Here is a 24,091-nt window from a genome sequence, read left to right as displayed (position 1 = left end):
CCGGTGCGCTGAGCGCGGCGGTCGCGAGCGTGCCGGCCGGCACCGGCTTCGCGCCGGCGAGGGCGGTGCGCGTCGCGTGCGGCAGCGGCGCATAGCCGATCTGGCGGACCGGCGAGCGGCCGCTGTCGAGGTCGAGCATCTCCGCATACCGGCGCCATTGTTCGGGCGTCATGCCCGGGACGAGGCTGAACGCGCCGCGCGCGCCTTCGAGCACGGCCGCGCCGGATTGCAGCTCGTGGCGGAGCATCGCGGTCACGTGCGTCGTGCGGCGTTCGAAACGCGTATGGACGGCGCCTTGCCACTGCTCGCGCACGAGCAGCGCGACGCCGAGCGACAGCACGGCGCCGGCGCACAGTGCAACGACGCCGGCCGCGAGCGGCTGGCGTAACATGATCTGGAGGCGCGTGGGCCCTCGGGTGTCACGCGTCCGGGTTCCACTTGCGGTCATTCGATTGGCATTCTGTTGTCAGGGGCTGCTCCCTGGCACCGGGAGCAGCACGGCAAAACCGGGTAAAACTCGCACCGGCTGCACGCAACGTCTATTTTCAAGATGAAATTGTGCGCGATTTACACGGTTTTTGTAATGGGGCCACTAGAAATTGCGGCAACCGGCGGGAAGCAGCGGGCGCGCCGGCCGCGCTTTGACGCGCATCAACGGGCGCGTCGGCACGTGGGGCAGACTGTTCGGCAGGCCACCCGGCACCGGGCCGGGGGGCGATAACGGGCCGCCGTCGCGCGACGCGCGATGCGTGCCCGGTCGGAGGGACGGACCATGTACAAGCGGATTTTCGTCGGGCTCGACGGCAGCCCGAGCGCGCGTCTCGCGCTGAACGAGGCGATCCGGATCGCGGCGGCGTCCGGCGGCGAAGTGACCTGCGCGTATGTCGTCGAGCACCGGCCGCAGCTCGTCGACGTCGATGCGGGCTTCGCTGCCGCGCGCGAAGGCGATGCGGCCGCGACCGATGCCGTGACGCCGGTGCTCGACGATGCGAAGGCGGTGCTCGCGCAAGAGCATGTGTCGGGCACCGTGCGCGCGCTCGACGCGTACGGCGAGGATGTCGCCACCGTGCTGATGCGCACGGCGGCCGAAGCCGATGCCGACCTGATCGTGATGGGCACGAGCGGGCGGCATGGCCTGCGCCGGCTGCTGCTCGGCAGCGTCGCCGAATCGCTGCTGCGCGCGGCCGACCGGCCCGTGCTGCTGGTGCGGCACAACGAGCCCGGCACGGCGGCGACTGCGTGACGCACGCGGCAACGCGCCGACGTTGACGCACGGGCGGTCGCGGGCGACGACCGTCTCGCGCATTCGTCGGATGACCGCCCGATGAAACGGAAACGCACGCCGCGCGGCATGTGAGCGCGGCTGTCGCCGACGTCACATTGGCCGCGCGAGGGCGGCACGCCCGATGCCCCTTCACGGGCGCGATCGCGTGCCGGCGGTTGCATCCCGACACGCAGTTCTGGCAGCATCGACCGGTGTCCGCTTGTTCGCCGCGCGCATGGCCGCGGCGATCGACGCAGCAGCATCCGGCGATATGCGGTCGCGCGCGCGATGAGCAAAGCGAGGCCGTACGCCGGGTGCCCGGTTCCTTACCTTACCGACGTTATCCGCCATGCCGATCTCCGCTACCGACCTGATTCGCCAGTTCGACCTGCAGCCGCATCCCGAAGGCGGCTATTTCCGCGAAACCTACCGTGCGACCGATTCGGTCGTGCGTCCGGCCGACGGCGCGCCACGCGCCGCGTCGACCGCGATCTACTACCTGTTGTGCGACGGCGCGTATTCGTCGTGGCACCGGATCCGTTCCGACGAAGTCTGGCATTTCTACGCGGGCGACCCGATCGAAGTGTGGGTGCTCGACGAGCGCGACGGGCTGACGATCCATCGGCTCGGCAACCCGCTCACGCATCCGGGCACCGTGTTCCAGGCGGTCGTCCGGGCCGGAAGCTGGTTCGGCGCGCGCTGCGCGGCGCCGGAGCACGTCGCGCTCGTCGGCTGCACGGTGGCGCCGGGCTTCGAGTTCGCGGAATTCGAACTGGCCGACGCGGCCGCGCTGGCCGCCGCGTTTCCCGACTACGCGGAACACGTCGGGCAGCTCGCCCAGCGCACGGACATGTGACGACGGTCACGGCGGTGCCGCCAAGGGCGCGAAGCCCGTGCCGACGGTGCGTGTTCCGCGCGGTCGCGGCCAAACCCGTTTAGAATGCCGTGGTGCATCGGGTCGGCCGCGGGCGTGCCGCGGCAGCCGTTGCCCAGCAGTGCCGACGGCCCTCGTCGCACGGCTGCATGCCTTCCAGGAGCGCCGCCGTGTGGCACTTTCCCATCGCTATTCCATCGTCGCTCGGCCCGTGGGCCGTGTTCGCGAGCGTGTTGATCACGCAGCTCGGCGTGCCGGTGCCGGCCGTGCCGATGCTGATTCTCGGCGGCACGATGGCGGCAATGGGGCAGGCGTCCTGGGTCAGCATGTTCGCGGCGGCGATCGGCGCGACGATGCTGGCCGATTCGCTGTGGTTCTTCATGGGCCGTACGCGCGGCCGGCGCCTGCTGAACGGCCTCGTGCGCTTCTCGCTGTCGCTCGACACGACGCTGCGTTTCGCACGTAACGTGTTCGAAAGATACGGCGCGCCGCTGCTGGTGCTGTCCAAATTCCTGCCGGGCCTCGGCCTCGTGTCGGCGCCGCTGCTTGGCACGACCGCGATCGGCGTCGGCGTGTTCCTGTTCTGGGACCTGGCCGGCGCATCGCTGTGGGCCGCGTTCTGGCTGGTCGGCGGCGCGGCCATTCACGACCAGATCGTCCAGTTCGTGCTGTGGGTGCGCGCGAGCGGCGGCACGATCCTCGATGCATTCCTCGCGATCTTCATCACGTTCCTGCTGTACCGCTGGGTGCGTCGCGTGCAGTTCCGCCGCTATCTCGCGCAAGTGCGCATCTCGCCGCCGCAACTCGTCGAGATGATGACGTCGGACGAGCCGCCGCTGATATTCGACGCGCGGCCGAAAGCGATCCGCGAGCGCGAACCGTACCGGATCGCCGGCGCGGTGCCGGTCGATCTCGATTCGCCGGACCTGCTCGATCCGGAAATGCTGAAGCGGCCGATCGTCGTCTATTGCGTGTGCCCGAACGAGGCCACCGCGAAGCGCTTGATCGCGAAGATGCAGCGCAAGAAGATGATCCACAACATCCGCGCGCTGAAGGGCGGACTCGATGCGTGGGAGAAGCACGGCTATCCGGTCGAGCCGATGCCGGCCGATCTCGATGCGTCGCGTTATTTCGTGCGGCCGGATCACGCTGCGATCGAAGGCGAATATACGGTGCGCGCGACGCTGTCGAAATAAATCCGCGCGCGAGAGTCGCGCGCATTCGAATTCCACTACCGGTTTCACGTCCCTCGATTTTGATGAAAATCGACTGGCGTGAAACGGCTTCTCCTCCCTATAATCCCGCCTGCATATTGCGTGCGCCTGATCGCGCACATTCGACGCGTGTTCGTTCACGCCGAAAGCGATTGATCCCGTCGCCGTCCATTACGCGCACAGTCGCGTCGAACGGGCCGCACGGGCGTATTCCGTGAAAGGCCCGATCCGTTTTCCGGATTGTTCCGGAACATACGGATAATCCGCGGCGATTCCTGTCGGATTGACGCAGTATCCGTGTCGTTTCTAATTTAGAAAACGACAACGGAGATTATTTCGTTTTCGGCATGCCGGGATCGGCATGAACGGTCGCGCATTGACATCGACAATGACGGCGGCTCGTTCACGGCTGCCAGGAGACGGACTTGAAACAACCAGAAGACCAGTTGCATAGAGGGCTGGAAGAGCGGCACATCAACCTGATGGCGCTCGGCGCGACGATCGGCGTCGGCCTGTTCCTCGGCTCGGCCACCGCGATCCGCGTCGCCGGCCCGGCCATCCTGCTGACCTACCTGCTGGGCGGCATCGCGATTTTCCTGATCATGCGCGCACTCGGCGAGATGGCGATCGCCAATCCCGTCGCCGGCGCGTTCAGCCGCTACGCACGCGACTATCTCGGGCCGCTGGCCGGCTACCTGACCGGCTGGACCTACTGGTTCGTGTGGATCGTCACCTGCATGGCGGAAATCACGGCGGTCGGCGTCTACATGCACATGTGGTTCCCCGGCGTGCCGAACTGGATCTGGGCGCTCGCGGCGCTCATGGCGATGGGCTCGGTGAACTTCATCGCGGTCAAGCTGTACGGTGAATTCGAGTTCTGGTTCGCGCTGATCAAGATCGTCACGATCGTGCTGATGATCATCGGCGGCGGGTTGATGATCGCGTTCGGCATCGGCAACGGCGGTGTCGCGATCGGCCTGTCGAACCTGTGGGCGCACGGCGGCTTCATGCCGAACGGCATCGACGGCGTGGTCGCCGCGTTGCCGATCGTGATGTTCGCGTATCTCGGCGTCGAGATGCTCGGCCTCACCGCCGGCGAGGCGCGCAACCCGGAGAAGTCGCTGACGAAGGCCGTGAATTCGGTGTTCTGGCGCGTGCTGATTTTCTACATCGGTGCGCTGTTCGTGATCATGTCGCTGTATCCGTGGGACCAGATCGGCACCCAGGGCAGCCCGTTCGTGATGACGTTCTCGCGGCTCGGCATCCCGGCCGCCGCCGGCATCATCAACTTCGTCGTGCTGACCGCGGCGCTGTCGTCGTGCAACAGCGGCCTGTTCAGCACCGCGCGGATGCTCTACAACCTCGCGCAGCAGGGCCAGGCGCCGAGCAAGCTCGGCCAGGTCAATCGCCACGGCGTGCCGGTGTACGGCGTGATCGTGTCGGTCGCGCTGCTGCTGATCGGCGTGCTGCTCAACTATCTCGCGCCGCAGCACGTGTTCACGTGGCTCACGTCGGTGTCGACGTTCGGCGCGATCTGGACGTGGTGCGTGATCCTGATCGCGCAGATGCGCTTTCGCCGCACGCTGTCGGCCGACAAGATCGCGCGCCTGCCGATCCGCGTGCCGTTTTATCCGCTCGGTTCGTTCGTCGCGCTCGGCTTTCTGGTGCTGGTCGTCGTGCTGATGGCATTCACGCCCGACACGCGCGTCGCGCTCGTGATCGGGCCGGTCTGGATCGTGCTGCTCGGCATCACGTATGCGCTGTTCTACGCGAACCGTCCGGCGGCATCGGTTCCGACGAAGTCGTAAGCAGCACGGGCAGGGGCCCGCGCGACCCTTGATCGCGATCATGCACGCGCGGGCCGGACGACCTATGCTGAACGAATCGATTGTCCGCGCTTCGCGTGGCAACCCGCCGATCCCCGTGACCGCCGCGACCGCGGCGGCGGTCCGGCCGCCGTGCGCCGCTTCCGCGCGAAGCTCCCGTCGTCGTTCCGCGACGACGCGCACGCACGGAGGCCTTCGCCATGCAGCCTGCCCAGCCCATCCCGACGCTTGCGCGGATCGCGCTGGCCGTCGATCCGACGCCCGAATCGCTGTCCGCCGCGCGCTATGCGCGCACGCTGCTGCGCCCCGGCATGCGATTGCGCATCGTCTGCGCCATCGACAACCCGCGCCTCGTATTGCCCGACATCCCGCGCATCGACGCACTGCTGACGTCCGCGCGCGAGGACATGATGCGCGAGGCGCAAGCCATCAACGAACGGATCGCGGCGATGTTCGCCGACAGCGGGATCGAGGTCGAGCAGGCCATCATCGACACGTCGGTGACGGGCGGCTCGGTGGCCGATGCATTGGTGAGCGATACGTCGGCATGGCACGCGGACGTGCTGATGGTCGGCGCGAATCCGCATCACGGGTTGCTGCGGCTCGTCGAAGGCGCGATGTCGGACACGTTGACGACACGCGTGCGCTGCGCATTGCTGATCGTGCCGGCCGCCTACGTACGGCCGTCGGACGGCGGCCTGCAGCGGCTGATGTTCGCGGTCGACGGCAGCGAGCCGTCGCTGCACGCGGTGCGCGTCGGGCTCGGCTTCGCGGCGCCGACGACGTTGCTGTACGCGGCCTACGTGATCGATCGCGCGGTTCGTCTGACGGATATCGTGCCGGTGCGCGCGCTCGAGGATGCCTATCGCGCGGAGGGCGAGGATGCGCTCGCGAAGATCGGCCCGCTGTTCCATGCGACCGGGAACCCGAGCAAGCGCGGTGTCGTCGAAACCCGCCCGACCAGCGACGACGTGGCCCATGCGCTGATGCGCGACGCCGTGCACTGGCGCGCCGAACTGCTGGTGGTGGGTACGCATGGCAGGCGCGGCATCGCCGCCTGGCTGATCGGCAGCGTTGCGCGCCGCATTGCGCATCTCGCACAGGTGCCGGTGCTGCTCGTGCGGGGTACCGAATGAATCGCGCGGTGTCGCGATCGAAGCAGGCTTGGCTTGACCTGCGTCAGAAACGGCGCGCCTCGCGCGTGAGACATTGACGAAACATCCGGCAACGCAGCCGGTCTGTCATGCATGTACCGCACAGCCACGCCGCAACACGCGTATTGGTGGCGGTGATCGACGGTGCATTCACAGCCGTTACATCAATTTCCGGAGCCGCAACGTGCGATGCACGGCGCGTCATCCGACCGAGAACTCTCCGGCACGAGGGTAGGCAGCCACGGTTGCCTTGGAGGACGGGCGGGGTGCAAGTTACCCCGTCCGCTTTCCGCATTCGCGTTGTAGTTGGCCCCGTCTGGATTGCTTTCCCCGCAGAAATCGTCGTCATGGCGGCCGTGTCGAACGGCGCGTCACGATGCGCGATGGCGCGCGGTGGCGCCGATGCGGATCGGTGAGGGTCGCGGCATGTGCACCGTTGTCGTACAGGCACGGCGTGCGGCGGCAGGCACTGCCGACGTTGCGAGATGTTCAGCCGTTGCACGGCCCCTGTGCCGTACAACGGCTGCTTGCATGCTCAGGTGCAGCGAAGCATCGACCGCAGGTCGTGCCGTCGGCCGGCACCGCGCCGCACCCGCGGACGCTGGCGCCCGACATGCAGCGGCGCGCACGCGCCGCACGTGCGGTGGCGCAGGCGGTTCGCGTGCGGCCAGCCGGGGCGCGCCTTGTGATGTGGCTCGGCATCGGCCGGCGCGTCGGATACGGCCCGCGCGCAGAGTGCCGCGGCGAACCGTTGCAACGCGAGCACCGAGCCCGCGACGCTCTGGTACTTTTCGCGGCCGATCTGCCCGTCGAGCGTGACGAGCAATCCGGCTTCGCGTGCGAGCGCAAGCAAGGTGTCGATATTGTCGGACGGAAGGTTGCCGGCCGACACGGCCTGGGCGGGCAGGGCGCGCGCTTTGCCCGACGCGCGCCGCTGGCCGTCCCGGCCCGATAAGTTGCGATGTGTCATGGTTGGTCTCCTGCGCCAGGCCCCGCATGCCGGCTCGACGGCCGGCTGAGCGATGACCCGTATGAACGTTTCGTCCATGTCATCAGTATCGTGTCGCGCCCGTGCGCTGCCAAGCAGCGCGCGCTGAAGTCGCTGTCAGGTATTGCGCGGCGCCTATCGGAATCCGCTGACACGCCAGTCGGCCGATCCACCATCCCGGCGACTCGCCGGCCCGTTCGTTCGGACGAATGGGGAGCGCGGGGAGGAGATCGCTTGACGCATGATTTCGACCGGTCTAACTTGGCCAGTGCATCGGCGTCGGGCGGCGTTCCATCGTCAGCCTGTGTCAGCCGGTGCCGCGCCCCGGGGTGGCGTGGCAGGGCTTCCAGTCTCGTTCGCGGGCAGTTTGCGCCGCGAATCTTGCGCGGCCGGTTCGGGGACGGATCGGCACGGCGGCACACAACGGGCCGTTGATCGCGCGCAAACACGCGCCGGCGCATCGCACGCCGCGCCGCCATTCAGTCTTTAAGCTTCCGGTACCTTCTTCTTTTCGTTCCTCGACCGTCAGGAGTCCGTCGATGTCCAAGGACAATATGCTCGATTCACTCAAGGAAGCCGCCAAACAGCGCGCGATCGGTTCGGATCAGTTGCGTGCGATGCTCGATGACGAAGTACGCGTCCTGTCGTCCGACGCGCGGGTGCACGACTACATCCACGTATTCGCGATCCGGCACCTGCGCGAACGGATGCGCCGGCAGGACGATCTCCACGACGACACACGTGCCGATGCGCCATCCGCGGACGCCGATCCGCGTCCGAGCCATCGCCTGTGACGGGCGGGCGCCGCGGCTGATGCCGCGGCCGTGACACGATCCGTCGCCGGGCCAGGGCCGGATCCTGATCGACATTCATGCGTCGGTCGACAGCGAACCGGCCCGTTCCACCGCCCTGTTTGATCGCCGTGCCCGGGATCGACGGTGCCGTCGTCGCGTCCGCGGGCGGTGCGCGCACGGCGCCGTGCGGCGCGGTCATCCTGACGATCGACTAACAACCAGCCTTGCGTTTGTCATACGTTTCACTGAATTGTCACGGCGGCCTCAAGTAAGTGGCGCGATTGCCGTTTACCCGGTGAATTCGTCCACCGGGCGTTCGCGCTCCCTTACCGAGTCGTTGCCATGCTCTCGTCCATCCGCGCCCGCATCCTTGCCGCGTGTATTGCCATCGTCGTATTCGCGCTGGTCGCCACCACGCTCATCAACTATTTCATCGCGCGCTCGTACAACGACGACGCGATCGACCGCAACCTGACCTCCGTCGCCAGCGGCCACGTGGTCGGGATCGCCGACTGGGTCGCCACCCGGAGCCGGATGATCTCGTCGCTGCAGGATGCCGCGTTGACGCCCGATCCGCTGCCGGTGTTCAAGCAGATGGCCACGGCCGGCGGTTTCACGAACGTCTACGCGGGCTACGCCGACAAGGCGTTCCACTTCTCCGACCCGACCGGCATTCCGCCCGATTACGATCCGACCGGCCGCCCGTGGTACAAGCAGGCCGCGCAGGCCGGCAAGCCGGTCGTCACGCCGCCATACGTCGACGCCGGCACGGGCAACCTCGTCGTCACGTTCGCGGTGCCGATCCTGCGTGACGGCGCGCTGAAGGGCGTCGTCGCGGCGGACGTCTCGATGGACACCGTGATCGCGAACGTGAAGACGATCCACCCGACGCCCGCGAGCTTCGGGATGTTGATCGACAGCAACGGCCACGTGGTTGCCCACCCGGACGCGAAGCTCACGCTGAAGCCGGTTGCCGATGTCTCGCCCGAACTCGGCGCGACGAACGGCGCGACGATCGCGGCCGCGACCGCGCCCGTCGAGGTGACGGTCGGCGGCGACGCGAAGCTGGTGCGTGCGCGCCCCGTGCCGGGCACGGACTGGTACGCGCTGGTGCTGCTGGACAAGAGCGAAGCGACGGCCGGGATGCGCTCGCTGCTGACCGCTTCGCTGATCACGCTGCTCGTGATCGTCGGCGTGGCGTCGCTGATCATCGGCGCGATCACCGCGACCGCGTTCCGCCGCCTGTCGCAAGTGCGCCAGGCCATGGCCGCGATCGGCTCGGGCGCCGGCGACCTGACGCAACGCCTGCCGGCCGACGGACGTGACGAAGTGGCCGACATCGCCCGCTCGTTCAACACCTTCGTCGACAAGCTGAACGACGTGATGCGCCAGATCCGCGACGCGAGCGAATCGGTGCGCACGGCAGCGAACGAGATCGCGGCGGGCAACCAGGACCTGTCGTCGCGCACCGAATCCGCGGCGGCGAGCCTCGAGGAAACGGCCGCATCGATGGAAGAGATCACGGCGACGGTCGGTCAATCGGCAGCCGCCGCCGGCCAGGCCGACGAACGCGCGGCGGCCGCGTCGCGGATCGCGTCGCACGGCGGCGTGGTCGTGTCGGACGTCGTCGCGACGATGGAGAAGATCGAGGAAGCCTCGGGCCGGATCGGCGACATCATCGGCGTGATCGACGGGATCGCGTTCCAGACCAACATCCTCGCGCTGAACGCGGCCGTCGAAGCGGCGCGCGCGGGCGAGCAGGGCCGCGGCTTCGCGGTCGTCGCGCAGGAAGTGCGCAGCCTCGCGCAACGCAGCGCACAGGCCGCACGCGAAGTGAAGGTGCTGGTCGAGTCGACGGTCGCGAGCGTGTCGGCCGGGTCCGGGCAGGTGCGTCAGGCGGGCGACACGATGCGCGAGATTGTGTCCAACGTGTCGAACGTGACGACGATCATCTCCGAGATCACGCACGCGGCGAACGAGCAGACGCGCGGCATCCAGGAAGTGAATCGCGCGGTCACGCAGCTCGACGAAATGGTGCAGCAGAACGCGGCGCTCGTCGAACAGTCGACTGCCGCCGCGACCGCGCTGCAGTCGCAGGCGAACGCGCTCGCGACCACGGTCGGGCGGTTCAAGGTCGCTTGACGCGGCTGGTGGGAAAGTCGGCCGCGCCTCTCAGGAGCGGCCGTTGTCGCGCATCAGCGCGAGCCGGTTGTAGAGCGTTTTCAGGCTGATCCCGAGCGCTTTCGCGGCGCGCGGCTTGTTGCCGTCGAAGTGGCGCAGCGTCGCCGCGATGAAGCGCTGCTGCGCATGGTGCAAGGTCGCGCCGAGCGGCAGCGCCATCGTGTTCTCCGACAGGCGCTCGGGCGGCATCGCCGGCTTCGGCAGCGTGACGTCGATGCCTTCGTCCGCCAGGATGTACGCGCGCTCGATCGTGTTGTGCAGCTCGCGGACGTTGCCGGGCCACGAATACGCGCGCAGCGCGGCGATCGCCGCATCGGTCAGCCGCTTGTGCGCATGGTGACGCGTGTTGAGCGCGTCGACGAATTCCAGTGCGATCGTCTCGATGTCGCTGTCGCGCTGGCGCAGCGGTGGTACGTACAGCGCAAACGCGGCGAGGCGGTAGAACAGGTCCTCGCGCAGCCGGCCGTCACGCACGGCTTCGGCCGGGTTGTGGCGCGTGGCCGACACGATGCGCACGTCGAGCGGAATCGGCTCGGTGCCGCCCACCCGGACGATCACATTCGATTCGATCGCCCGCAGCAGCTTCACCTGCAAGGGCGCGGGCATTTCCGCGATCTCGTCGAGCAGCAGCGTGCCGCCGCGCGCGGCTTCGAAGAAACCTTCGCGCTGCGCAATTGCACCGGTGAAGCTGCCTTTCTCGTGCCCGAACAATTGCGATTCCGCGATATCGGGCGGAATCGCGCCGCAGTTCACGGGCACGAACGGGCCGTCCCGCCGGGCACTGAGATCGTGCAGCCGGCGCGCGACGATATCCTTGCCGACCCCGCTTTCGCCGGCAATCATCACGCTGGCGCGGGTCGGGGCGATCTTTTCGATGCGGCCGAGCAGCGTGCGCATCGCGGTGGACCGGCCGGACAACTGGCGGTCGTCCGCACGTTGTTTCGACCGGTTTGCGGTGTCTCCCATTGGCATGGATCGGCATTGGCGGTGCCGTTTTGAAAATCGGCACCACACGCTCCGTTGATTGCAATATTTTCATCGACAGCGAAACGGCCAGGAAGGTGCCGCAAAATAGAAATTTCCAATGTACGCGGCGGGGCCGGAAGAAACAGGCCATCGACTCCTGACGCGCATCGCGGCATTTCCGTGCCATCCAGGGTCGTGTCGGTGCTTTTTTACAGAATTTCGATGAAAAAACCGGTCGTGCCCGGCGTGCGTCGATGCGGCGCGCGACACCGGCCGACGCTCGACCGGTCACGGCACGCCCGACAGGGGGAGTCGGGCAGGCGGCCATCCGCGCCCCGCGTCGGGCATGCCGCTTGCTGATGCTTTCAGGCTCGCCCGGCACGCTCGACGGCAGGCCGGATGGTCGACCAGCGGCGTGACACCGTGCGACCGGAGCCGGCGCGAGGCAAGGATGCAATGAGAACCCTGACCCGTGAGCTGTTACGGCAGGGTGCATGGATCGTGCTGGCCGTCGGGCTGGCGTCCGCGCTGCAGGCGTGGGCGGTTCGCGTCGTCGGCGAGCACGCGCCATTTGCGCCGCTGCCTTTTTATGCAGGTGTTGCGGCTGCCGCATGGCTGACGTCGTTCGGCGGCGGCCTGGTCGCGGCCGCGTTGAGCGTGGCCGTGATCGGCACGCTGTGGTGGCGTGATGCGCCGCTTTCCACGCTGCTCACGCAGGCCGGCACATTCGTCGCGATCAGCTTCGTCGAATGCCTGCTCGTGATGACCGTAAAGCCGCTGCTCGCGAACGATCGTCTGCGCGAACCCGATGACGACGGCGACGCCGATGCCCGCGCGCCGCATCGCGAACCGGCGCCGGCCCCACGCGCGCCAGTACCTGACGACGGCCTGCTGCGCCGTGTGGTCGACGCTTCGCCTGACGCGATCGTCGGGGTCGATGCCGCACGCCGGATCACGAGCTGGAATCCGGCCGCGCGAAGGATCTTCGGCATCGACGCGGCGCAGGCCGCCGGGCGCGACGTCGCCGCGATGATCGCGCCGCGCTGGTTGCGGCGCCATCCGTTGCCCGCGTCGTTCGCGAACCTGCACGCGCCGGTCGGTCCGCTCGACGTGCTGTGCGTGCGACGCGACGGCGGCCGGTTTCGGGCGACCTTCGCCGCATCGCCGATGGTCGACGCGCAGGGCAACTGCACGGGCCTGTCGATGACGCTGCGTGACGCGCACGAACGGCGCCGCGGCGAGCGGCGCAACCTGCGCTCGCTGCGCGGCGCCCACGACGCACGCGCACAGGCGGACACGTCGAACCGGCTGAAGGACGAACTGCTGGCCACGGTGTCGCACGAGCTGCGCACGCCGCTGAACGTGATCTACGGCTGGGTCGAGGTGCTACGTAACGTCGACGGCCAGGGGCTCGCGCTGCAGGCCGTCGACGCGATCGATCGCAGCGCGCGGTCGCTGTCGCATATGGTTGGCGACCTGCTCGATGCGTCGTCGCTCGCGACCGGCCGGTTGCGCCTCGAGCGCGTGCCGGTCGATCTCGTGCGCGTCGTGCGCGATGCCACGCGTGAACTCGACGCGACGGCACAGGCGGCCGGGCTCACGCTGTCGACCCAATACGCGATGCCGACCTGCGTGATTCCGGCGGACCGCGAGCGCGTGCGCCAGGTCCTGTCGAACCTGTTGTCGAATGCGATCAAGTTCACGCCGCCGGGTGGCCGCATCGTCGTGTCGCTGACCCGGGCAGGCGAGCGCGTGCGGCTGTCGGTCGCCGATACGGGGCAGGGCATTGCGCCGGAATACCTGCCGCACCTGTTCGAGACGTTCAGCCGGCCCGAACGCGCATTCGCGTCGCCGGCGCGCGGCCTCGGGCTCGGCCTGTCGATCGTGCGCAACATCGTGCACCTGCACGGCGGCGATGTCGTCGCGACGAGCGCCGGCACCGGGCGCGGGACGACCGTCACGGTCACGCTGCCGGCTGGCTGGGACGTCGACGATCCGGCCGAAAACCTGCTGCACGCGGCGGGCACGCCGGACCCGGTGACGCTCGGCGGCCAGCGCGTGCTCGTCGTCGACGACGACGCGACATCGCGCGCGAGCCTCGCCGCGGCCCTCGAAACGATGGGCGCGCAGGTGTCGACCGCGCAGTCGGGGCACGACGCGCTCGACGCGGTGGAACGGCAGGCGCCGAACGTCGTGCTGTCTGATCTCGCCATGCCGGACGGTGACGGCTTCTGGCTGCTCGACCGCATCCGTCATTTGCCGGGCAGCAGCGGGCATCTGCCCGTCGTCGCGGTTACGGCCCACGCCGACAACGCCGACCGGCACCGCGTGATGGCGGCCGGGTTCGACGCGTATCTGCGCAAGCCGGTGGACATGCCGACGCTGGCGAGCGTGATCGCCGATGTCGCGCCAGGCGCCGCGCACGACCGGGAAGGGCGTGGCCGATAGCAGCCGGCGTGGCCGCTCGCCCGGTCATGACGAGGGAAGGAGGCGCGATGGATACAACGGCAACCCGCGCGGCCGGCCCGCTCCGTCGTGACACACGGAGGTCCGGATGAAAACGAATCGAATCCATCAACCGGCGGCGATCGTGCTGGCCGCGACCGTCGGCGCATCGATCACCGTACTCGCCCATGCTCAGGCGGTACCGGCTTCGTCGGCCCAGGTCGCGCCGGGCGTCATCCGCCCCGGCACGACGGCCGACGAGGCCGGTATGACGCAGCGGCCGACCGGTATCGATGTCGAATTCATCGACAAGGCCGGCATGATCGACAAGGTCGAGCGGCAGGCCAGCCAGCTCGCGCTCGACCGCTCGTCGAACCCCAACGTGAAGGCGTTCGCGCGCCGCATGGTCGACGATCACGGACGGATCGCCGGCGAATTGCGGCAGCTTGGCGCGACCAAGGGCTTACCGGTCCAGTCGCGGATGCTCGTCGATCCGGCCGTGACCGCGTTGCGAACCAAGGAAGGTCATGCGTTCGACACGGCCTATGTCGCGCTGGCGGGCCCGAGCGCGCATGAAGCGGCGATCCGGCTCTACGAAACAGAAGCGCGGAACGGCCGCGATCCGCAGCTTCGCGCGTTCGCGGCCAACGCGTTGCCGACGCTCAAGGCGCACCTGGCCGCCGCCCGGCAACTCGCGCAGACGGTGGCGGCCGCACACTGAGCGGCGATCGCGCTACCGCTTGCCCCCGTCAGGGCTTTCAGGGGCTTCGGGGCCGCCCGGCGACGCCTCGTGCGGCGGAGCGTCGAGCGCCGTTTCACCTTCCTCGATCAGCCAGTACGGCGAACTGCCGTAGTACGCATGCAGCGCCTCGGCCCACTCCGGATCGGCCATGGCGGGCCAGCGGTTCCTGTCGAAGCCGGGGGCTTCGCGCACGCGTTCGGTGGCGACGGGCAGCACGAAGCACCGGCGCTCGACGTCGAGCGCGAGCACGTTCCACGGCACCGCGAGCAGCTTGTCGCCGATCCCGGGCGCGCTGCCCGACGACACGACCGCATATGCGATCCGGCCGGAGCGCACGTCGAGCATGATGTCGGCGACCTGGCCGATGTCGTCGCCGTCCATCGACAGGACGCGATCGCCTTCGAGCGTGCGGGCGGCCATCACGTCGGGCCCCGGCCCGCCGCCGGCCGTGCGGCGGTTGCCGCCGACGATGCGCGTGTCGTCACGCGACGGTCTGTCCGTTGTCATCGAACACCTCCTGGTCGAAGCGGCACCCGGGCGGGCCACGCGGTATCAACGGGCGCCGGTCAACGCCGGCGCGGCAGCGACACATCCTCGAGCGTATTGGCCAACTCGTCGCGCTCGGGGCCGCCGGCGCGCGTCGCGATGTCGCCGAGCGACACGATGCCGACCAGCCGCCGGTTGCGGTCGAGCACCGGCATCCGATGCAACTGCACGTCGGCCATCCGCTGCTGGACATCGCCGACACCGTCGTCCTCGACGCACCACTGCACGGGTTTGGACGCGACCGCCTGCACGGGCGTATCGGACGAATGGCCGTGCGACAGTCCGCGCACCGCGAGGTCGCGGTCGGTCACGATCGCGACGAGTTCGGAACCGTCGCAAACGGGCAGCACGCCGATATCGAAGCGCCGCATCAGTTCGGCCGCGTGGCGAATCGTGTCGGTCGGCGCGACGCACACGACGTCGCGCGACATGATCTCGGTGACGCGATACATGAACGTCTCCTTCGTGAGCAAGACTATCGGGGAGCAGATGGCGTGCCGCGCGCGGGCGGCACGCGCCGGGCTTCGCCGGCCAGGCGACGGAGAAATTTGCCAGCCCGCTTGTACATCTTCCACGGCGACAGCCGCGAGCGGGCAGGGCAGGACGTCAGTGACCGATGCCCGTCATCGCGACGATCGCGAGCACCACTGCGCTTTCGATCGCCGCCAGCGCTGCGACGCCGGCGGCGCCGCTGATTTCATGCCATCTGCGTTCAAGGCGTTTCATCACATCAACTCCGGATTGCTCCGGCACGCCGCTGCGCCGCCGCGCAGCGCGGGCCGGTTGCCGCCGTCAGCCGTGATCGCGGGGCGGTGAAGGGACGTGCGGCGAGCGGCGTTCGTGCTCGCCGGACGGCTTGGCAGGATCGATACGGGTCGCACCGCCAACGGCGGGCGGGTCGCTGGCCGGAAACGTCTCCTCGAGTCCCTCGTCGATGCGTTCCTCCGTCTTGTCTTTGGACGGCGGGCGCGACGTGGCGAGCCAGAGCAGTCCGGCAGCCGGTGACACGGCGTCGTGGCGGCCGGGGGCGTGAACGGTCATGGTCGAACCTCCTTTGTCATCGATGAGGGCGCAAGCGCCATGCCTGCGCGGGCCGACGGTACGACGCTTGCGCTTTGGCGAAACCGCACGGGGCGCCACGCAGCCACGCTGCGCCGTCGGCGTGGACAAGAGGACAACGTGATGAATGCACCTAGGGAAAGGATACGTTACGACGCGAACGTATGCGGCGGCGATTTCGCCCACGTGCGCGAGCGTTTCGACACGTGGAAGCGCGAGTCGCTGGTCTATCGGCCCGAGCGGCGCATGTTCGACGGCAAGGACGAGGTACGCGTACTGAACGAAACCGTCTACGACGGCCCCGAGCGTGCGCAGCGGGCGCTCGTCGCGGAATGCACGCCGTCCGACCGGTTCGCGCTCGCGGTACGGCTCGCCGCCGACGGGCGCACGATGTGGCTGGTGATGGCGGCCTACGACGACTGAGCGCACGGCAGCGCTCGATCGGAGCGGGCACGCCGCTTGCGCGCGATGCCGGCGCCATCGAGATGCGCGCGCCGTCGCGCAGGAGAGACATGAATACGCCATCCATGCTGCACCGCCCCGAGCCGACGACGCCCGATGTCAACCCGGACCCGCCCCCGCCCGGGCACGACGATCCCGTCGATCCGCCCGTGCCAGAGGGGCTGCCACAGGGCGACCCGCCGTCGCACCCGCCACCGATACGGATGCCGGGAGGCGGTGCATCACAACCGTCCGCGCGAACACTGAAAAAAGGAGGACCATCATGGACATTCACGTGCAATCGCCAGACAAGCGCGCGATCGCTCAGGTGCTGGGCCGCTATTTCGAGTCGCGCTCGTTGCGCTATCACATCGAGGAATTGCCGGGCGGCGTGCTGCAGATCGGTTTTCGCGCCAGCGGCCGCCCGGTCGCCGTCACCGTGTCGTTCGACGATGCCGCGTACGACACCTATACCCACTGGGATGCGAGCCAGAAGCAGCTCGCGCTCGGGCGGCTCGCCGACGGCTTCTCGCGGATGATGTCGACGCGCAGCCCGGCCGCGCTGGCCGGCGACTATCACGTCGAGCGATTCTGATTCCGCCACGCTTCACCGGACGGTCCCCGCGTACGGCAAAGTGCCCGCGCGCAGCGGGCGCTTTGCGTCTGCGCGTGTGTCGCGTAGGATGTCCGTAATTCAGCGCACGCTACGTTCGCGCCGCAGGCTGCCAGCCGCTGCAGCCGAAGAGGCGCAATGCGCTTCTTTAATTCAGGTTCGTTTCGCGCAACCGACGGGGACCTTGATGACTGTTGCTCGCCCTTTGCTGTCACCCGGCACACGCCGGTTCGTTTCCGGAGTGTCGGCCTGCGCGGCGCTCGCCGCGGCCGGCGCCCGCGACGCGTCGGCCCAGACGCCTTCACCGCTCGGCGAGTGGCAATACTCGGCCGGCGTGCCGCTCCAAAAGCTGTACGAGCCGAACATCTCCACCTGGGATATCAGCATGGGCGCCGCGATGACGCTGCAGCCGCGCTATGCGGGCTCCGATCGCTATCGCGTGATGGGCGGCCCGACTGTCGACATCCGCTATCGCGACCTGTTCTTCCTGTCGACCGGCGAAGGGCTCGGCGCGAACGTGCTGCGCGGGCCGAACTGGCGCGTGAGCCTGTCCGTCGGCTACGACCTCGGGCGCCGCTCGGCCGACGACATCCAGCACCTGAACGGCCTCGACAACATCAACGCGGCACCGGTGATGAAACTGGCGGCCGATTACGTGATCTCGAAGGAATTTCCGCTCGTGCTGCGCGCGGATATCCGGCGCAGCATCGGCGGCTCGAATGGGTGGGTCGGCGATTTTTCCGCATACATGCCGTTGCCGGGCAGCAACGAGCATTTCTTCTGGTTCGCGGGGCCGACCGTGTCGTTCGCCGATTCGCGCTACATGAACAGCTGGTTCGGCGTGAGCCAGGGCGGTGCCGCGCGCTCGGGGCTGCCGGCCTATTCATCGGGGGCCGGGTTCAAGTCGGTCGGCGCGGGCGTGACGATGGCCTGGTTCCTGAACAAGCACTGGTTCGTCACGATCGACGGCGCGATCGAGCAGCTCGTCGGCCGCGCCGCGCACAGCCCGATCACGCAGCAGAAGACCAACGGCGTGTTCGACATGTCGGTGAATTACCAGTTCTGAGTGGGGGCCGGGGAGCCGATCGCCGACGGGGCGTGCGGCAGTTGCCGTCACATTTGATATGATTCCGACCTGTACAAATGTACAGTGATCGATCCCCGTGACGCCTGCATCGCCGACGCCCCCGGCGTTTTACTACCTGACCAATTTCGAACGCGCGCTGGCCTGGCTCAGCGCGCGTTACGACGACCTGTTCGACGAGCACGAGCACGCGTTCGTCCGCCAGTTTGCGACGCTGCCGCAGGCGTCGCGCGCGCTGCTCGTACGGATGCTGATGCGCAATGGGTCCGACTTTCGCGCCAGCAAGCTCGTCTACGACGAAATCGGCTGCGTGCTCGACGCGGTCGCGCCGCTCGTCGCACTCGGCTGGGTCGATCCGGCGCCTGCGCTGACGCTCGACGAACTGTTCGCGCTGTCGACCAAGGCCGATCTGCTGCGCATCTTCCCGGCACTCGCCGCGCATGCGGGCGAGCGCAAGCCCGAATGGCTCGAACGGCTGCGGCCCGCGCACGACGTCGCGCAACCGCTCGACGCGTGGTGCGCACAGGCCGGCGACCGCGTGCTGCGCGTGACGGTCGGCACCCTGTGCGACCGGCTGCGCCTGATGTTCTTCGGCAATCTCCATCAGGACTGGAGCGAGTTCGTGCTCGCCGATCTCGGCGTGTTCCAGTACGAAAGCGTGCCGATCGCGCCGTCGTCGCGTGCATTCCAGCAGCGCGGCGACGTCGACGCGTATCTCGCGCTGCAGACGTGTCGCGACGCGCTCGACGCGTGGCCCGACGATTTGCCGTTCGACGACCTGATGCGCGCCATCGACGCGGTCGGCTGCGCGCAGCCGTGGCTCGCGACGCGTCGCGCGAAGCTGCTGTTCGCGCTCGGGCAGACGTGTGAGCGCCGGGCCGACTGGGACGGCGCGCTCGACGCGTATGCGCGCAGCGCATGGCCCGGCAGCCGCCATCGGCGCATCCGCGTGCTCGAACGCTGCGGGCGTGACGACGATGCACTCGCGCTGGCGCTCGATGCGCGCAGCGGCTTCGAGAGCGACGAGGAGCGCCAGCGTGTCGAGCGCATGCTGCCGCGCCTGCAGCGCCGGCTCGGCCAGCGCGTCGAACGTGCTGCCGCGGCGGCAGACGTGCCGCGCGAGACGCTCGTGATTGCGCGCCCGGATGCATTCGTCAGCGTCGAATTCGCGGTGCGCGACCATCTTGCGCATCCGGCTTCGCCGGTCCATTACGTCGAAAACACGCTGATCAATTCGCTGTTCGGGCTGCTGTGCTGGGAGCCCGTGTTCGCCGCGGTGCCCGGTGCGTTCTTCCATCCGTTCCAGCGCGGCCCGGCCGATCTGCACGCACCCGATTTCGCCACGCGCCGGACGGACGCGTTCGCTGCGTGCTTCGCGCAACTCGATTCGGGTGCGTATCGCGACACGATCCGCCGGCATTTCGCGACGAAGGCGGGGCTGCAATCGCCGTTCGTGTTCTGGGGCGTGCTGACGGACGCGTTGCTTGACGAGGCGCTCGCGTGCCTGCCGCCCGAGCACCTGCGGCTGTGGTTCACGCGCCTGCTCGCGGATATCCGCAGCAACCGCTCGGGGTTGCCCGATCTCGTCCGCTTCTGGCCCGGCGAGCGCCGCTACGAGCTGATCGAGGTGAAAGGCCCCGGCGACCGCCTGCAGGACAACCAGACGCGCTGGCTCGCGTACTGCGTCGCGCACGGCATTCCGGTACGCGTGATCGATGTCGAGTGGGCCGGTGAAGGCGTCGCGCACGCCGAAGCGGCGGGACTGTCCGCATGAGCTACGTCGTCGCGGTGCGGGCGATGTGCGAGTTCACCGCGCGACGCGGCGACCTCGACCTGCGCTTCACGCCCGCGCCGACCGCGCTCGAAGGCATCGCCGGCCACGGTGCGGTCACGTCGAACCGCGGCGCCCGCTACGAAACCGAAATCGCGCTGACGGGCACCTGGGGCACGCTCACCGTGCGCGGCCGTGCGGACGGCTACGATCCGGTAGCGAACCGCCTGGAGGAAATCAAGACCTATCGCGGCAGCCTCGATGCGATGCCGGCCAACCACCGCGCGCTGCACTGGGCGCAGGCGAAGGTCTACGCGCACCTGATGTGCGACGCGCGCGGCTTCCAGGAAATCGACGTCGCGCTCGTCTATTTCGACATCGTGTCCGAGCGCGAGACGGTGCTGACGCAAACGCTGGGGGCGGCCGAGCTCGCGACGTTCTTCGCCGAGCAGTGCGCGTGTTTCGTCGGCTGGGCCGAGCGCGAGACGGCCCATCGCGCGGCGCGCGATGCGGCGCTGCGTGCGCTGGCGTTTCCGCACGGCCAGTTCCGCAGCGGCCAGCGCGAGCTGGCGGTGGCCGTCTATCGCGCGGCACGCGACGAGCGTTGCCTGATGGCGCAGGCGCCGACCGGCATCGGCAAGACGCTCGGCACCGTGTTTCCGCTGCTGAAGGCCTGCGGCGAGGGCGAGCTCGACCATGTGTACTTCCTGACCGCGAAGACGCCCGGCCGCGCGCTCGCGCTCGAAGCGGCGACGACGCTCGGCGCCGGCACGCCGGCGCTGCCGCTGCGCGTGCTGGAACTCGTCGCGCGCGACAAGGCGTGCGAGCATCCGGACAGCGCATGCCACGGCGAATCGTGTCCGCTCGCGAAAGGCTTCTACGACCGGCTGCCGGCCGCGCGCGATGCGGCCGTCGAGGCCGGGCTGCTCGACCGCGACACGGTGCGCGCGGCCGCGCTTGCGCACGACGTCTGCCCGTACTACCTGTCGCAAGAACTCGCGCGCTGGTCAGACATGGTGATCGGCGACTACAACTACTACTACGACGGCAGCGCGATGCTGCACACGCTCGCGCAGCAGAACCAGTGGCGGGTCGGCGTGCTCGTCGACGAAGCACACAACCTGCTCGATCGTGCGCGCAAGATGTACAGCGCGTCGCTCGATCCGTTCGCATTCGCGGCGGCCCGCGAGGCCGCGCCCGCGGCGCTGCGCAAGGCGTTCGACCGGCTCGCCCGCGCCTGGGGCACGGTCAGTCGCGCGCAGGCCGAACGCTATGCCGCCTATCCGGAGATACCGGGCCCGATCGTGTCGGCCGTGCAGAACCTCGTCGCGGCGATCGGCGAACACCTGACCGACGCGCCGCGCGCGAACGGCGACGCACTGCTGCGGTTTCATTTCGAGGCGATCCAGTTCGGCGTGCTGGCCGAGGCGTTCGACAGCGCGTCGATCTTCGATGCGACGCTGCACGGCGAACCGATGCCGCGCCAGCCGGCGCTGGACGGCGTGGCGTCGGCCGGCCGCCGGCGCCGCGCCCAGTCGACGCTGTGCGTGCGCAACGTGATTCCGGCCGGCTTTCTTGCGCCGCGCTACGAAGCCGCGTGCGCGACCGTGCTGTTCTCGGGCACGCTGAGCCCGTTTCATTTCTATCGCGACACGCTCGGGTTGCCTGGCGACACGGGCTGGCTCGACGTCGACGGGCCGTTCCGCGCCGAGCAATTGACGGTGCGCGTCGCGAGCCACGTGTCGACGCGCTGGCGCGATCGCGACCGTTCGCTCGAACCGATCGTGGACCTGATCGCCGCGCAATACGCGACGCGGCCCGGCAACTACCTCGGCTTCCTGAGCAGCTTCGACTACCTGGGGCGCGTGGTCGCGCTGATGCAGACGCGGCATCCGGACGTGCCCGTCTGGGCGCAGGCGCCCGGCATGGCGGAAAGCGAGCGCGACGCGTTTCTCGCGCGCTTCGACGCGGGCGGGCGCGGCGTCGGCTTCGCGGTGCTGGGCGGCGCGTTCTCGGAAGGCGTGGACCTGGTCGGCGAGCGGCTGATCGGCGCGTTCATCGCGACGCTCGGGTTGCCGCAGGTCAATGACATCAACGAGCAGATGCGGCGCGCGATGGACGCGCGCTTCGGCAACGGCTACGACTACATGTACCTGTACCCGGGCTTGCAGAAGGTCGTGCAGGCGGCCGGGCGCGTGATCCGCACCGAGCATGACGAAGGCGTCGTGCACCTGATCGACGATCGTTACCGGCGGCGCGAAGTGCGCGACCTGCTGCCGCGGTGGTGGCGGATCGGGTGAGACGGAAGATGCGCTTCCGGCAGACCGCCGATTCCGGCAAGTGGGCGCCATCCGTCACGTAGCGAGATCGGGCGGCCGCGGACGCGGCCTGGCTGGGCGCTGCCGCTACAGCACATTCAGCATCGCGAGCGCGGCTTCCTGCAGGTGCGGCAGGACGCGCCGCACGGCCGCGTCGGCCGTCTCCGCGCCGATCGGCATGTTCGTGCTCAGCGCGGCGACCACTTCGCCGTGACGGTTCTTCAACGGCACCGCGATCCCGCGCACGCCGACCTGCAATTGCTGCTCGATCGCCGCGAAACCGGCGTCGCGTGCCTGGTCGACCTGTTCGAGCAGGCGCGCCTTGTTGGTAATCGTGTGCGGCGTGAACGGCGGCAGTTCGGTGTCGTCGAGCCATGCGCGCACGGCTTCGCGATCGGGATGATGAGCGAGCAGCACGACGCCCGGCGACGTCAGCGGCGCCGGCACGCGCGCGCCGAGCACGAAGCCGGTCGTCATCACCCGCGACACGCCGTTGCGCGCGATGAACACGAGTTCCCAGCCGTCGAGCACGCTCACGTACGCCGACTCGTTCAGCGACGCGCTCAATTGCTGCAGATAGGGCTGGACCGTGCGCGGCAGGCGGGCCGAATCGAAGTACGACCAGCCGACCCGCAGCACGCGCGGCGTGAGGCCGTACAGCTTGCCGTCGGTGTACACGTAGCCGAGCGATTCGAGCGTCAGCAGGTAGCGCCGCGCGGCCGTACGCGTGAGGCCGGTGCGCGCGGCGGCCTGGGTGGGCGTCATGCGCGCATGCTGGCTGTCGAACGCCTCGAGGATCGCCAGGCCTTTTTCGAGGCCGGCAATCCAGTCGCGTCGGTCGAGTTCGGGCTTTTTCATCGTCGGGAGCAGGTGCCTGGGTGCGCGGTAATCGCGCGTGGATGGGCGATTATCGCGCAGATCGGATCTGCCGCGACGCTCGATCAGTGCGCGAATGATTCGACGGCGGATGCGCGCCCCGAACCCGGAACATGACCGTCGACGACAATCGGCAACACGCGGAACTACCGGGTCAGCCGGACGTGCGCAACCTGTGTGGAAGACATGCCGCAGGCCTTGCCGCTGTTCCGCGCCATCTCAGGCTCGAATACGCTCGCGAAGCCGCGCTAGAATCGCCGCCTCGACTGGAACAGAACAATGAAAATTCGCGAATCCGTATTGGCCGTGCTCGTCGCGGCCGTGCCGCTGCTTGCCGCGGCGAATCCTTCGTCCGGGACGCCGCTCCCGAAGCCGGCCGTCGACGTGCGTGCGTGGCCGCGCATGACGTCGCCGAAATTCGGCTGCTACGTCGATACGACCTTCGGCTACCGTGACAAGCGCTTCAATTGCGCGCTGAAGAAGTACCGGAACACCGGCGACGCGTGCAAGAACACGAAGGCGTACTACGAGGGCCCGGCGTTCCCCGACCGGCTCGCGGCCAGCGTGCATCCGCTCGCGACGAAGGTCGATCTCGACTGGGAGCAAGGCAGGCTGCAGATGGTCACCGTCACGCTGAAGGGGACGTGGAACGAAGCGGACGTGCGCAAGGCGTTCGGGCTGCCGCGCGCGGAAGGGAGCAAGCTGACCGAAGCGGAGTTGCGCTCGGAGCCGGGCAACCTGATGGACACGAGTGTCCAGTATCCGTCGTCTCCGCTCGATGAAAGCCTGGCGAAACGCCCGAGCAACCCCGCGCGCGGCACGACGGCCGTGATGCTCTACGGGTTCGACCACATGGGCGGCGGCGATGTCGATTGCGGGGGAGGCGAGTAACGCGGGAAGGCGCGGCCGGCGCAGGCGCCGACCGGGTGGGGAGG

The 24,091-nt window shown here is 68.6% G+C and carries 20 protein-coding genes and 2 pseudogenes; 15 read left to right on the top strand and 7 right to left on the bottom strand.

The features are described 5' to 3' along the window. Positions 1-448: pseudogene (locus F3J15_RS03335) on the bottom strand (hypothetical protein); the annotation flags it as partial. A 324-nt stretch (positions 449-772) separates the two neighbouring features. Here F3J15_RS03335 and F3J15_RS03330 point away from each other — a divergent pair. The 5 genes from F3J15_RS03330 (at position 773) to F3J15_RS03310 (ending at position 6,314) form a co-directional block, all read left to right on the top strand. Next, on the top strand, positions 773-1,243 hold the full coding sequence (locus tag F3J15_RS03330; RefSeq protein WP_069251543.1) for a universal stress protein: 471 nt from the start codon (positions 773-775) through the stop codon (positions 1,241-1,243). A 370-nt stretch (positions 1,244-1,613) separates the two neighbouring features. Further along, complete coding sequence (locus F3J15_RS03325; protein WP_069251544.1) at positions 1,614-2,120, top strand: cupin domain-containing protein; 507 nt, start codon at positions 1,614-1,616, stop codon at positions 2,118-2,120. A gap of 188 nt (positions 2,121-2,308) precedes the next feature. Beyond that, positions 2,309-3,334: a DedA family protein/thiosulfate sulfurtransferase GlpE gene (locus F3J15_RS03320; RefSeq protein WP_089447621.1), complete on the top strand. Its 1,026-nt coding sequence runs from the start codon at positions 2,309-2,311 to the stop codon at positions 3,332-3,334. Between the two features lie 443 nt (positions 3,335-3,777). Continuing rightward, entirely contained in the window at positions 3,778-5,160 is a 1,383-nt protein-coding gene (locus F3J15_RS03315; RefSeq protein ID WP_089447622.1) for an amino acid permease, read from the top strand. Between the two features lie 218 nt (positions 5,161-5,378). Further along, complete coding sequence (locus F3J15_RS03310) at positions 5,379-6,314, top strand: universal stress protein (protein WP_166887679.1); 936 nt, start codon at positions 5,379-5,381, stop codon at positions 6,312-6,314. Positions 6,315-6,867: 553 nt separating this feature from the next. On the opposite strand, the gene F3J15_RS03305 is transcribed toward F3J15_RS03310, so the two are convergent. After that, positions 6,868-7,302, bottom strand: a complete 435-nt coding sequence (locus tag F3J15_RS03305) for a hypothetical protein (protein ID WP_166887742.1) — start codon at positions 7,300-7,302, stop codon at positions 6,868-6,870. 557 nt (positions 7,303-7,859) lie between these two features. On the opposite strand from F3J15_RS03305, the gene F3J15_RS03300 reads away from it, so the two are divergent. Next, on the top strand, positions 7,860-8,114 hold the full coding sequence (locus F3J15_RS03300) for a DUF3562 domain-containing protein (RefSeq protein ID WP_089447625.1): 255 nt from the start codon (positions 7,860-7,862) through the stop codon (positions 8,112-8,114). Positions 8,115-8,456: 342 nt separating this feature from the next. Then, positions 8,457-10,256, top strand: coding sequence for a methyl-accepting chemotaxis protein (locus F3J15_RS03295; protein ID WP_166887676.1), 1,800 nt, complete (start codon positions 8,457-8,459; stop codon positions 10,254-10,256). 30 nt (positions 10,257-10,286) lie between these two features. Here the strand turns inward: F3J15_RS03295 and F3J15_RS03290 are convergent. Next, a pseudogene (locus F3J15_RS03290) lies at positions 10,287-11,334 on the bottom strand (sigma-54 dependent transcriptional regulator). Between the two features lie 383 nt (positions 11,335-11,717). On the opposite strand from F3J15_RS03290, the gene F3J15_RS03285 reads away from it, so the two are divergent. After that, positions 11,718-13,709, top strand: a complete 1,992-nt coding sequence (locus F3J15_RS03285; protein ID WP_166887674.1) for an ATP-binding protein — start codon at positions 11,718-11,720, stop codon at positions 13,707-13,709. A 106-nt stretch (positions 13,710-13,815) separates the two neighbouring features. Then, complete coding sequence (locus F3J15_RS03280) at positions 13,816-14,427, top strand: DUF4142 domain-containing protein (protein ID WP_166887671.1); 612 nt, start codon at positions 13,816-13,818, stop codon at positions 14,425-14,427. Between the two features lie 12 nt (positions 14,428-14,439). On the opposite strand, the gene F3J15_RS03275 is transcribed toward F3J15_RS03280, so the two are convergent. From F3J15_RS03275 to F3J15_RS03265, 3 genes are all read right to left on the bottom strand, one after another. Beyond that, complete coding sequence (locus tag F3J15_RS03275) at positions 14,440-14,955, bottom strand: PRC-barrel domain-containing protein (RefSeq protein WP_166887667.1); 516 nt, start codon at positions 14,953-14,955, stop codon at positions 14,440-14,442. Between the two features lie 59 nt (positions 14,956-15,014). Next, positions 15,015-15,446 carry a CBS domain-containing protein gene (locus F3J15_RS03270; protein ID WP_089447631.1) on the bottom strand — a complete coding sequence of 144 codons (432 nt, stop codon included), beginning with the start codon at positions 15,444-15,446 and terminating at the stop codon, positions 15,015-15,017. 340 nt (positions 15,447-15,786) lie between these two features. Beyond that, complete coding sequence (locus F3J15_RS03265) at positions 15,787-16,035, bottom strand: hypothetical protein (RefSeq protein WP_069251558.1); 249 nt, start codon at positions 16,033-16,035, stop codon at positions 15,787-15,789. A gap of 141 nt (positions 16,036-16,176) precedes the next feature. On the opposite strand from F3J15_RS03265, the gene F3J15_RS03260 reads away from it, so the two are divergent. The 5 genes from F3J15_RS03260 (at position 16,177) to F3J15_RS03240 (ending at position 22,262) form a co-directional block, all read left to right on the top strand. Continuing rightward, positions 16,177-16,476: a hypothetical protein gene (locus F3J15_RS03260; protein ID WP_069252933.1), complete on the top strand. Its 300-nt coding sequence runs from the start codon at positions 16,177-16,179 to the stop codon at positions 16,474-16,476. A 301-nt stretch (positions 16,477-16,777) separates the two neighbouring features. Next, positions 16,778-17,089: a hypothetical protein gene (locus F3J15_RS03255; protein ID WP_041492268.1), complete on the top strand. Its 312-nt coding sequence runs from the start codon at positions 16,778-16,780 to the stop codon at positions 17,087-17,089. Between the two features lie 205 nt (positions 17,090-17,294). Beyond that, positions 17,295-18,173: a MipA/OmpV family protein gene (locus tag F3J15_RS03250; protein WP_166887663.1), complete on the top strand. Its 879-nt coding sequence runs from the start codon at positions 17,295-17,297 to the stop codon at positions 18,171-18,173. Positions 18,174-18,270: 97 nt separating this feature from the next. Then, positions 18,271-19,965: a VRR-NUC domain-containing protein gene (locus F3J15_RS03245; RefSeq protein WP_166887659.1), complete on the top strand. Its 1,695-nt coding sequence runs from the start codon at positions 18,271-18,273 to the stop codon at positions 19,963-19,965. Further along, positions 19,962-22,262 carry an ATP-dependent DNA helicase gene (locus F3J15_RS03240; protein WP_166887656.1) on the top strand — a complete coding sequence of 767 codons (2,301 nt, stop codon included), beginning with the start codon at positions 19,962-19,964 and terminating at the stop codon, positions 22,260-22,262. The genes F3J15_RS03245 and F3J15_RS03240 overlap by 4 nt, the downstream gene beginning before the upstream one ends. Before the next feature lie 105 nt (positions 22,263-22,367). Here the strand turns inward: F3J15_RS03240 and F3J15_RS03235 are convergent, their stop codons facing one another. Next, positions 22,368-23,138: an IclR family transcriptional regulator C-terminal domain-containing protein gene (locus F3J15_RS03235; protein WP_069251562.1), complete on the bottom strand. Its 771-nt coding sequence runs from the start codon at positions 23,136-23,138 to the stop codon at positions 22,368-22,370. Between the two features lie 297 nt (positions 23,139-23,435). Between F3J15_RS03235 and F3J15_RS03230 the strand changes: the two genes are divergently transcribed. Continuing rightward, positions 23,436-24,047 (top strand): hypothetical protein, encoded by a 612-nt coding sequence (locus tag F3J15_RS03230; RefSeq protein WP_166887653.1) that lies wholly within the window; start codon positions 23,436-23,438, stop codon positions 24,045-24,047. Positions 24,048-24,091: the final 44 nt, after the last annotated feature.

This window comes from Burkholderia sp. Ap-955, assembly GCF_011753045.1.
Taxonomy (GTDB): domain Bacteria; phylum Pseudomonadota; class Gammaproteobacteria; order Burkholderiales; family Burkholderiaceae; genus Burkholderia; species Burkholderia lata_D.
This window is presented reverse-complemented; position numbering and strand designations above follow the sequence as displayed.